The sequence below is a fragment of the Acidovorax sp. LjRoot38 genome (assembly GCF_964252975.1).
In the GTDB taxonomy this organism is placed as follows: Bacteria; Pseudomonadota; Gammaproteobacteria; order Burkholderiales; family Burkholderiaceae_C; genus Acidovorax; species Acidovorax facilis.
This window is the reverse complement of the sequence record NZ_CAXUPT020000025.1, coordinates 24919-35337: the sequence shown is the minus strand read 5'-3', so window position 1 is coordinate 35337 and position 10419 is coordinate 24919. Positions and strand designations below refer to the sequence as shown.

The 10419-nt window shown below is 67.6% G+C and carries 7 protein-coding genes and 1 pseudogene; 5 read left to right on the top strand and 3 right to left on the bottom strand.

Features of this window, described 5'->3' with window-relative positions:
* Positions 1 to 625 precede the first annotated feature (625 nt).
* From ACSQ22_RS25500 to ACSQ22_RS25490, 3 genes and pseudogenes are all read right to left on the bottom strand, one after another.
* Entirely contained in the window at positions 626 to 1381 is a 756-nt protein-coding gene (locus ACSQ22_RS25500; RefSeq protein ID WP_436131891.1) for a GntR family transcriptional regulator, read from the bottom strand.
* 1 nt (position 1382) lies between these two features.
* Entirely contained in the window at positions 1383 to 3155 is a 1773-nt protein-coding gene (locus tag ACSQ22_RS25495) for a glycerol-3-phosphate dehydrogenase/oxidase (protein WP_436131890.1), read from the bottom strand.
* Positions 3152 to 4695: pseudogene (locus ACSQ22_RS25490) on the bottom strand (FGGY family carbohydrate kinase). Before ACSQ22_RS25490 ends, ACSQ22_RS25495 begins: the two are co-directional and overlap by 4 nt.
* 181 nt (positions 4696 to 4876) lie before the next feature.
* Here ACSQ22_RS25490 and ACSQ22_RS25485 point away from each other — a divergent pair.
* From ACSQ22_RS25485 to ACSQ22_RS25465, 5 genes are read left to right on the top strand one after another with little or no spacing between them, the layout of a single operon-like run.
* Positions 4877 to 5923, top strand: coding sequence for a substrate-binding domain-containing protein (locus ACSQ22_RS25485; protein ID WP_436131889.1), 1047 nt, complete (start codon positions 4877 to 4879; stop codon positions 5921 to 5923).
* An 11-nt stretch (positions 5924 to 5934) separates the two neighbouring features.
* Entirely contained in the window at positions 5935 to 7455 is a 1521-nt protein-coding gene (locus ACSQ22_RS25480; protein WP_436131893.1) for a sugar ABC transporter ATP-binding protein, read from the top strand.
* Positions 7452 to 8489, top strand: coding sequence for an ABC transporter permease (locus tag ACSQ22_RS25475; protein WP_007854392.1), 1038 nt, complete (start codon positions 7452 to 7454; stop codon positions 8487 to 8489). The genes ACSQ22_RS25480 and ACSQ22_RS25475 overlap by 4 nt, the downstream gene beginning before the upstream one ends.
* A complete protein-coding gene (locus ACSQ22_RS25470; RefSeq protein WP_436131888.1) occupies positions 8486 to 9493 on the top strand; it encodes an aldo/keto reductase in 1008 nt (335 codons plus the stop codon). Before ACSQ22_RS25475 ends, ACSQ22_RS25470 begins: the two co-directional genes overlap by 4 nt.
* Before the next feature lie 35 nt (positions 9494 to 9528).
* Positions 9529 to 10383 carry a class I fructose-bisphosphate aldolase gene (locus tag ACSQ22_RS25465; protein WP_436131887.1) on the top strand — a complete coding sequence of 285 codons (855 nt, stop codon included), beginning with the start codon at positions 9529 to 9531 and terminating at the stop codon, positions 10381 to 10383.
* The last annotated feature ends 36 nt before the right edge of the window (positions 10384 to 10419 follow it).

Sequence of the window (10419 nt, the reverse complement as noted above, 5' to 3'; positions counted from 1 at the left end):
CACAGGCAAGATCCCCCACGGCGAGTTCAGCGCCATGTAATTGACGCAGTTGCGGGCCTTCCCATGGTGGCGGCACTTCGCGGGTGCTGCTGCCATGGGGAGTGTTTTCCTCACTGTCAGGCAAGCAAACTGGGCTCCCACTGGGAGCCCTTTTTGTTGCTACGCCTATGCCTCGGCAAGCAGCTGTCTATCCCCGCGCGTTTTGCGCATCCGGCGCGGGGACCGAGGATGAAGGCGGTTCCCACGGGGCTTCCTTCTTTGCTCTTGCCAGCATCTCCGAATCGCAACGCAATTATTCTGGGCAACTAAAGTCGTAAACCACTGCCAAGCATCCTTGCAGCCTAGCGCACTGCTCAACCAAGTGACTGTCAACCTAAAGTCGCAAGCCCTTCCAAGAGCGCTGCAGCAATCACTCAAATACGGGTTCGAGAAGTCAGCGCTTTCCGTTCGACAGTCTCAATTGTGGCCCACAGTGGCAGCTACCCCTGCGGCGCTCCTGATCCATCTCACTGCACGCTCACGCACCTCAGGCGAGAACTTGTGCGTCTTCTTCATGGCTCAATCCTCTCAGAGTGTTGAGTCTCCTCAGAACCAGGGACGATTCACGTAGAGTCAATGCGCCCTTCTAAGTCGTGGTCTGCACGTGCAGGCGACTGGACTTACAGCGGTGCAAGGCGTTGTAGTACTCCAGGCGCCGGCCGTTGGCGCCATAGGCGATGGATTCGATGCGCAAGAGCGGCTCTGGGGTCTCCAGCTGCAGCAGCCCGCAGGTCTCAGCATCGGGCAGCACGGCGTCAATCCAGCGCTCGGCGCGCACCAGACGCACACCGTACTGGCGGCGCAGCACGTCGTACAGCGAGCGGTCGTCCAGGCGCATGCGGTGCAGGCCGGGTGCCAGGTCGGCGGGCACCACCGTCTCGACCAGCAGGCGCAGCTCGCCGTCCACGCTGCGCAGCCGCTTCAAGGCCACCACCTGGGTATCGTCAGTGAGGCCCAGTGCGCTGATCTCCTGCGGCGTGGGATCACGCAGCTGCTGCGACAGGATCTGGGTGCGCACCGAGCGGCCCTTGCGTTCCATTTCGTCGGAGAAGCCGAGCACGGTGGAGACGAAGTCCTCGTCACGCTCACGCGCCGCGACAAACGCGCCGCGGCCCTTGATCTTGTAGATCAGGTTGTTGCGCACCAGGTCGGCCAGCGCCTCGCGCACCACAATGCGCGAGATGCCGAACTGCTCGCCCAGCTCCGCTTCGGAGGGCAGCTTGGCCCCGATGGCCAGTTCGCCCTGCAGTATCTGCAGACGCAGGGCATCGCGGAACTGCGCCCACAGGGGCGATTCGGAGTTGCGGTCGAGCAGGGGCTGGGGTTCGGTCGGTGAATTCACGTCAGGACGGGCTCAGGGCCGGATGGATGGTCGATGATGCATGGAAAGCCGGCGCTGCATCGGAATCGGGGACTGCGGGGGCCAGGCGCACGCCATGGCGCTCGCGCAGTGCGGTGGTGCAATTGTGCAGTTCCTGCCGTTCGCGCACCGCATCCCAGCCCAGCGCCTGTGCGGCGACGCCCGCCATTTCGGCCAGCGCCGCGTCCGTGACGAGGCCACGGATGGCCAGCAGCGTGCGCCGGATCACCAGGTCGTCGAGGTGGATCACGCCGGTTTCGGTGCACAGCCAGGCCACCTCCGCCACCGAGTAGTCGGGTGCGTGCTGCAGCGGCACGTCGCCGGCCACCTTGAAATGCTGGGCCACGCGCAAGGCCCGGGTGCCGTAGCGGCGCAACAGTGCCTGGGCGCGGACACGGCCCAGGCCGGAATCCTGGGCGATGCGGTCGATGAAGCGCTCGGTCGCCTGCCCGCCCTGCGGCATGTCGGTGCCGCCGCCAATGGGCAGCTGCCGGGTCGAAGCCGTGCGCCCGCGCCCCAGCAGGCGCAGCACCTCGTCAGTTGCCTCCTCGGCCAGCGCGCGAAAGGTGGTCCACTTGCCGCCCACCAAGCCCACGACCGGGATATCGCGCAATGGCGAGGGAGGGTCGATCACCACCGAATGGTCGCGCGAGATCTGCCCCGGCTTGTCGGCATCCGAGCGCGCCAGCGGCCTCACGCCCACATAGGTGTAGACCACGTCGCGGCGGCCGAAGGCCAGGTTGGGGAACACCTCGCCCAGCACTTCCAGCAGGTAGTCCACTTCGGCCGGCTCGGTGGCGATCTGGTCGGGGTCGTCCACCGGGATGTCGGTGGAGCCCACCAGCACCCGGTCCAGGAAGGGGTAGACGATGCAGACGCGCCCGTCCAACGCCTCGAAATAGGCCATGCGCCCGCCCAGCGCGTCGCGCAGCAGGGGGTGGTCGAGCACCAGGTGCGAGCCCTTGGTGCCCATCACGCGCGGCCCCGCGCCGCCCAGCAGCTCGGTGCTGCGGTCGAGCCAGGCGCCGCTGGCATTGACCACGGCGTCGGCCGTCACCTGCACCACCTCGCCCGTGACTTCGTCGCGCAGCGTGAGGGTCTTGCCCGCACAACCCATCACGCGGCAGTGGTTGCTGGCCGCCGAGCGCGGCTGGTCGCGGCAGGCGTCGCGCACCAGCTCCAGCACCAGCCATTCGGGGTGGCTGATCCAGGCGTCGAAGAAGGTCGCCGTCCAGCGCACGGCCGCACGAAACAACAGGCGATCGGCCGGCTGCACGCGGCTGATGCGGTGGTTGGGCATCACGCGCTGGCGCCGGCCCAAGAGGTCGTACAGGCGCAGCCCCGTGGCCACGGCCAGCAGGCCGCGCGTGCGCTGGGGCGGGGTGCGGCCCAGGAACTTGAGCGCGCTGCTCATCAGCCCGCCGAAAAAGCTCGACAGCGGCACCACGGTTTTGAGCGGCTGCACCAGGTGCGGTGCATTGCGTAAGAGCAGGTTGCGCTCGCGCGTAGCCTCGGCCACCAGCGAGAAGCTGCCGCTTTCCAGGTATCGCAGGCCGCCGTGGATCATGCGCGAGGGCGCGCTGCTGGCACCGGCGCTGAAGTCGCCCTTGTCGACGATGAGGCAGTCCACGCCCTGCAGCGAGAGGTCGCGGAACACGCCCACGCCGTTGATGCCGGCACCCACGATCACGGTGGAGAAGTGGCGGCCGGCCACGGCGGCTGGGCGCACGAATGGCAAGGGGATGGAGGCGCTCATGGCAAGGCCTCCACGCGCTGCGGCGGGACGGGGGCCGCCGTCGCCGCGGGAGGCTGTGGCGCGCGCTCGGGCGCGTGGCCGGCCAGATGGCCAAAGACAGGGGACATGGTGGCGATCAGTTCGTTGAAGGAGGCGTTGAAGTCCGCATGGGCACGCGCCTGGCTGGCATCGGGCTCGACCGTGTCGCAGTTAGCGTGCAAGGGATGGGGGTCGATGCCCTGGGACCGGGCGGCATAGATCGCCGCGCCACGGGCACCGGTTTCGTCGTCTGCACAGCGCTCCACCGGGTGCCCCAGCAGGCCCGCCAGCAGTCGCACCAGGCGGGTATCGCTAGCGCCGCCGCCCAGCACGGTGGAAGCCGAGACCGGCAAGCCCCCAGCCGCCAGCCGCGCCGTGTGGCGTGCATGCAGGGCCGCCACCGCATCGACCACGGCACGCGCCATGTCGCCGCGTGTGTGGTGGCTCTTGAGGCCCACGAAGCCCGCCGTGACGCCGCCTCCGCCGTTCACGAAGGGCAGGAAGCGCAATCCGCCGGCCCCAGGGGCACGGACATCGCCAGGTCGACCACCGCACGCGCATCGGGCAAGCCCAGCACGCCGGCCAGCCAGGTGATGTTGGCCATCGACGCGGGGCTGTTCTCCATGTACAGGCGCCGGTCGCGGGGACCAAAGTTCACGGTGGACGCCACGTCTGGCAAGGGTTCGAGCACCGGACCGATCACGGCATTCACGCACCACGTCCCCAGCACCGACACCGCACGGCCCCGCTCTTCAGCCCGCACGGCCGTCATCGCGGCCAGCAGGTCGATGGCGCCCATGGCCACGGGAATGCCCGCGGGCAGTCCATGCACGGACGCCGCAGATGGCTGCAGCGTGCCGATGACCTCGCCACCGCGCACCAGTGGCCCGAAGGCCTCTGGCCCCAAGCCGGCGATGCCCGAAGCGGAAAAGGCCAGCGGCGACCAGTCGCCGCTGGCCACGGACAGCAGGCCTGCCGTGCTCGCGTCGCTGGCGTCGGTGGCGATCTGGCCGGTGAGCAGAAAGCCCACATAGTCCTTGGCGAACATCACGCGCTGCAGCGAGCCGCTGCGCACGGCATCGCTGCCCAGCAGCTCGGCGGCGATCACGGTGGGCTGGCCGGGCCAGGGCTGGCAGCCGACGTCTGCCAGCAGCTGCGGCCCGTGGCTGGAGGCCAGGGACTGGGCGCGTGCGCCGGCGCGCTGGTCGGTCGAGGCCACGGCGCGCCCGCCTGCGAGTTCACCGCGCGCATCCAGCGCGTACAGGCCTGCGCCATGCCCCGTGCAGCCGATGGCCCGGACATCGGCCACGCGGCGGCCCAGTTGGTGGGCCACATCGCGCAGCACGGCGGACAGGGCCGAACGGAGCATGGGCTCGCCCACTTCGCAACCACCGCCTGGCAGGCGGTCGTGCTGCAGGGGCATGCGGGACAGGGCGACGGTGCGGCCGCTCGCGGCCTCCAGGGCCAAGGCTTTGAGGCTGCTCGACCCGAGGTCGATACCGATCAGTAGTTGGGTCTTCATGTCATAACAGCTTCCGCCGAACCAGCGGGCATATCCAGTAGTGTTTCCCCTAACTATCTGGAGATTCGATCCACGCTTACATTCTACCTGTCATAACAACAGTCGTGACACCAAGCACCCCATCGCAGCCCTGGAGAAAGCAGCACCCCATGCTGCACCGTTCAACAAGAGGAGACAAAAAATGAGGCGTAATTTCCTGAAGTCCGCAGCCGCCGCCGGTATCGGCCTGGCCGGCACCAGCGCATTCGCACAGCAGCCTGCAGCGACCCCCGCTGCAGCGGGCGGCCTGCGCGGCAACCCCAGCGACGTCTACGTGATGAACGTGATGGTCTCGGGCGTGGAGTACTGGTTTCCGGTCTACGAAATGATGAAACAGCTCGGCCGCACGCTGGGCGTGCGCACCCGCTACACCGGCACGCCGGAGTACGACGTGAACAAACAGCTGGCCTCGTTCGAGCAGGAACTGGCACGCAAGCCCGCCGGCATCCTGCTGCACCCCATGAACCCAGACCCGTTCATCGAGCCCATCAACCGCGCAGCGGCCATGGGCATCCCGGTGGTCACCTTCGCGGCCGATTCGCCCAACTCCAAGCGCACTTCGTTCATCACCTCGGACAACGAGCGCGAAGGCGCACAGGCCGCCGACGCGATCGCCGCGTCACTGAACGGCAAGGGCGAATTCGCCGTGCTGGAGAACCCCGGCCAGGACAACCACGACCGCCGCATCGCCGCCTTCATCAACCGCATGAAGACCAAGCACCCCGGCATGAAGCTGGTGGGCCGCGCCGCGAGCAACCAGGACCCGAACAAGGCCTACCAGGCCGTGCAGAGCCTGGCGCAAGCCAACCCCAACCTGGGCGCGCTGTTCATGCCCGAAGCCAACTCGGCCCTGGGTGCGGCACAGGCCAAGGTGGAGACCAAGAAGAACATCAAGGTGATGTGCTGCGACGTGAACGCCAAGATCCTGGACATGATCAAGTCCGGCGACGTGTTCGGCGCCATCAACCCCAACCAGGGCATGCAGGGCTACATGGGCATGATGATGCTGTTCCTGGCCAAGAACCCCGGCCTGATCGACCCGATGAACGACGCCAAGCGCAACGGCACCAACCCCATGGCCGTGCCCTTCCTGGACAACGGCCTGGCCGTGGTCAGCAAGGCCAACGCCGACGACTTCTACTGGGACAAGTACCTCGCCCGCCGCGGCACCAAGGGCATCAGCGAGTGAGCACCACCATAATGGTCGCCCCCCTGCTCGCGCTGCGTGGCATCTGCAAGCGCTTCGGCGCTTCGCATGCGCTCTCGGGCGTGGACTTCTCGCTGCAGGCGGGCGAGATCCACGCCCTGTGCGGAGAGAACGGCGCGGGCAAGTCCACGCTGATGAACATCATCGATGGCATCCACCAGCCGGACGCGGGCGAGATAGCGCTCGACGGCCGCGTGGTCACCATCGATGGGCCGGCCCAGGCCATGCGCCTGGGCATCGGCTTGGTGCACCAGGAAATCGCCTTGTGTGCCGACGCCACCGTGGCCGAGAACATCTTCATGCCGCAGACCAATGCGGGCGGGCAGGCCTGGATGGACTACGCCGACCTCAACACACGTGCCGCCCAGGTGCTCAGGCGCCTGGGCCAGGACATCGACCCCGCGGCCTGCGTGGGCGACCTGCCCATCTCCAGCCAGCAGCTGATCGAGATCGCCAAGGCGCTCACGCTCGACTGCAAGGTGCTGATCCTCGACGAGCCGACCGCCGCCCTCACCGACAACGAGTCGGCCGCCCTCTTTCGGGTGCTGCACGACCTCAAAGACCAGGGCATCGGCATCATCTACATCAGCCACCGCATGGCCGAAATCTTTGAGCACTGCACGCGCGTGACCGTACTGCGCGATGGCCGCAACGTGCATGCGGGGCTGCTGGCCGAGCTCGATGCCGACGGCCTGGTGCGCCGCATGGTCGGGCGCGACCTGGGCAACTACTACCCGCCCAAGCAGCAGGATGCAGACCGCGGCGAGCATGTGCTCGAAGTCAGCGACCTGGCCGACGGCGAGCGGGTGCATGGCGTCTCGTTCACCGTGCAGTGCGGCGAGATCCTGGGCATCGCCGGGCTCATGGGCGCCGGGCGCAGCGAGCTGGCGCAGACGCTGTGCGGCCTGCGCCCCGCCACCGGCGGCAGCGTGCGCCTCAACGGCAAGCAGCTCGCCATCCGCAAATACAGCGATGCGCTGCGCGAAGGCATTGCCTACCTCAGCGAAGACCGCAAGGCTGCAGGCGTCTACCTGGACCTGCCGATCGCGCAGAACATCGCCTCCATGGCGCTGGCGCGCGTGAGCTCGCGCTTCGGCCTGCTGCAGCGTGCGACCGAGCACCGGCTGGCGCAGGAGCTGGGTGCGCGCCTGAAGCTCAAGTCCGACGGCGTGCAGATCGAGGTGGCGAGCCTGTCGGGCGGCAACCAGCAGAAGGTGGCCATCGCCAAGCTGCTGGCGACCAACCCTGCGGTGCTGCTGATGGACGAGCCCACGCGCGGCGTGGACGTGGGCGCCAAGTCGGAGATCCACCACATCCTGCGCGACCTGGCCTGCCAGGGCGTGGGCGTGGTGGTGATCTCCTCGGAGCTGCCCGAGATCATCGGGCTGTGCGACCGGGCCCTGGTGATCCGCGATGGCCGCGTCGCGGGCGAGGTGCAAGGCGAGGACATGACGGAAGAGGCCCTGCTGCGGCTGGCCTCGGGACTGGAACGACAACAAGAGGAGATGGCATGAATCACCCCGCACAACTGGATGCCGGCAGCGTGGCCGGCCTGCAGCCCCTGCGCGAGAAACCCCAGGGAGGGCCCGGCAAGCCGGGCGGAACCAGGCTGACCAGCATGCGCGAGATGGGCCTTCTGGTCATCATCCTGGTGCTGTGCATCGGCATGAGCTTCGCCTCGCCCTACTTCCTGACCTGGGACAACATCCGCGCCATGCTGCTCTCGTTTTCCATCGAGGGCATCGTGGTCGTGGGCATGACCATCCTGCTCATCGTGGGCGGCATCGACCTGTCGGTGGGTTCGGTGGTGTGCTTTGCGATGGTGGTCACGGGCAAGCTGTTCCTGATGGGGTTCGACCCCTGGACGGCCGGGCTCATCGCAATCGCCGCCAGCGCCCTCATCGGGGCCATGATCGGCGGCTGCGTGGTGCGCATCGGGCTCAACCACTTCATCGCCTCGCTGGCCTTCATGGTCATTGTGCGCGGCCTGTGCCTGGCGCTCACCCAGGGCACGCCGCAGTCGCTGTTCTCGCTGCCGGCCTCGTTCAAGTTCATCGGCCAGGGCACGCTGTTCGGTATTCCGGCGGTGATCCTGATCTTCCTTTTCATCGTGGTGGTCAGCGACTTCGTGCTGCGCCGAGCCAGCCTGCTGCGCCGCGTGTTCTACACCGGCAGCAACGAGAAGGCGGCGCTGTACTCGGGCATCCGCGTGGGCCACGTGAAGTTCTGGGTCACGGTGTTGTGCGCGGCCTCGGCCGGCCTGGCGGGTGTCATCTACACAGCGCGCTTCGGCGCGGCCACACCAACCTTCGGCGTGGGCATGGAGCTCAACGTGATCGCCGCCGCCGTGATCGGCGGCGCCAGCCTCAAGGGAGGCTCGGGCACGGTGCTCGGTGCCGTGCTGGGTCTGGCCCTGCTCTCGGTGGTGACCAGCTCGCTGATCCTGCTGGACGTTTCGCCCTACTGGCAGGACGTGATCAAGGGCCTGATCCTGCTGGCCGCCGTGACCATCGACCACCTCATGAACACCCGAAAGACCAAGCGATGAATGCCGTGATGATGAATGCTGCGATGAAGACCACCACCCTCGGAGCGTCGGGCATCGAGTGCTCGGCCATTGGCCTCGGTACCTGGGCCATGGGCGGCTGGATGTGGGGCGGCCAGGACAGCGCTGCAGCCACCGAAGCCATTGCCGCCTCGCTCGATGCCGGGGTCACGCTGATCGACACCGCGCCGGCTTATGGCATGGGCGCCTCTGAGCAACTCGTCGGCGCCGCACTCAAGGGCCGCCGCCACGAGGCGGTGATCGCCACCAAGTGCGGCCTGGTCTGGCATACGCAGCAGGGCACGCACTTCTTCGACGAGGATGGCCACCCCGTGCACCGGCACCTGGGCCGCGCATCGATCTTCCACGAGGCCGAGGAGAGCCTGAAACGCCTGCAGACCGACTACATCGACCTGTACATCACCCACTGGCAGGACAGCACCACGCCAGTCGAAGAGACCATGGACGCCCTGCTCGACCTCAAGAAGCAGGGCAAGATCCGCGCCATCGGCGTGAGCAACGTGGATGCGCCGACCCTGGCCGAGTACCTGCGCCATGGCCCCGTGGATGCCGCGCAGGAGCGCTACAGCCTGATCGACCGCGAGATCGAGCAGACCCTGCTGCCGCTGTGCGGCCGCAACAATGTCACCATCCTGGGCTATTCCTCGCTGGCACTGGGCCTGCTGGCCGGCCCCATCGACCCGGCGCGCCAGTTCACGGGCGATGACCAGCGCGCCAGCAATCCGCGCTTCAGCGCGGCCAACCGTGCCCGGCTCAAGGCCTTCTTCGACGAGCTGGAGCCCCTGCGCCGGCAGTTCGGCTGTTCCTTCGGCCAGTTGATGATTGCCTGGACGCTGTCCAATGGCAGCGTGTCGGTGGCGCTGTGCGGCGCCCGCACGCGGTCCCAGGCCACCGAGAACGCGACCGCCGGTGCGCTGGAGCTGCCCGAGGAGGCCGTACAGCGCATCGATGATGCCGCAAGCGCCCATCTGAAGGCCCTGGCCTGACCCGTATCCATCCCACAACCCAAGGACTTCTTCGTATGTCGAAAGACAAGACCGCACGCCTGAACCGCCTGCTCACCAACGGCCGCTGCCTGGACATCGCGCTCGACCATGGCGTATGCAACGAGCCCAGCTTCCTCAACGGCCTGGAAGACATGCCCCAGGTGATGGACAAGCTCGTGGCCGCCGCGCCCGATGCCATCCAGCTCAACTACGGCCAGGCCGACCTGCTGCAGGACCGCCCGGGCCGCAACAAGCCGGCGCTGGTGATGCGCATCGACATGGGCAACCCCTACAACGCCACCGCCCACCGCGTGATGTGGGCCCTGCTGCAGAACGAGCACGACCCGGTGCTGCCGGCTGTGCAGCGCGATGCGGCCTGCGTGGTGGTCAACCTGTTCATGCTGCCCAATGAGCCGGACCTGTTTCGCCAGTGCGTGCAGAACATTGCGCGCGTGCGCGCCGACTGCGGCCGCTACGGCATGCCGCTGATGATCGAGCCACTGGTGATGCGCCCGCACAGCGAACAGGGCGGCTACATGGTCGATGGCGACGCAGAGAAGATCGTCACCCTGGTGCGCCTGGCGCGCGAGATGGGTGCCGACATCGTCAAGGCCGACCCGACCACCGACCCCGCCGAATTCCACCGCGTGGTGCAGGCCGCGCGCTGCCCGGTGCTGGTACGCGGCGGTGGCCGCGAGGACCTGCAACAGGTGTTCGCACGCTCGCGCGTGCTGCTGGACCAGGGTGCCGTGGGCATGGTCTACGGCCGCAACGTGTACCAGCACGCGAAACCATCGGCCGTGGTCGATGCGCTGATGGCCATGATCCACCGCGGCGCGAGCGCGGCAGCCGCCTGGGACATCTACAGCACGGGAACACACACATCCTGACGCAGCGAAAGCACCGCGCGCTCAAGGCTGCGCACT

Excerpts from the sequence above, each read along its gene's own strand:
- ACSQ22_RS25495 (WP_436131890.1), bottom strand. The coding sequence starts at position 3,155 with ATGAGCGCCTCCATCCCCTTGCCATTCGTGCGCCCAGCCGCCGTGGCC.
- ACSQ22_RS25485 (WP_436131889.1), top strand. The coding sequence starts at position 4,877 with ATGAGGCGTAATTTCCTGAAGTCCGCAGCCGCCGCCGGTATCGGCCTG.
- ACSQ22_RS25480 (WP_436131893.1), top strand. The coding sequence starts at position 5,935 with ATGGTCGCCCCCCTGCTCGCGCTGCGTGGCATCTGCAAGCGCTTCGGC.
- ACSQ22_RS25475 (WP_007854392.1), top strand. The coding sequence starts at position 7,452 with ATGAATCACCCCGCACAACTGGATGCCGGCAGCGTGGCCGGCCTGCAG.
- ACSQ22_RS25470 (WP_436131888.1), top strand. The coding sequence starts at position 8,486 with ATGAATGCCGTGATGATGAATGCTGCGATGAAGACCACCACCCTCGGA.
- ACSQ22_RS25465 (WP_436131887.1), top strand. The coding sequence starts at position 9,529 with ATGTCGAAAGACAAGACCGCACGCCTGAACCGCCTGCTCACCAACGGC.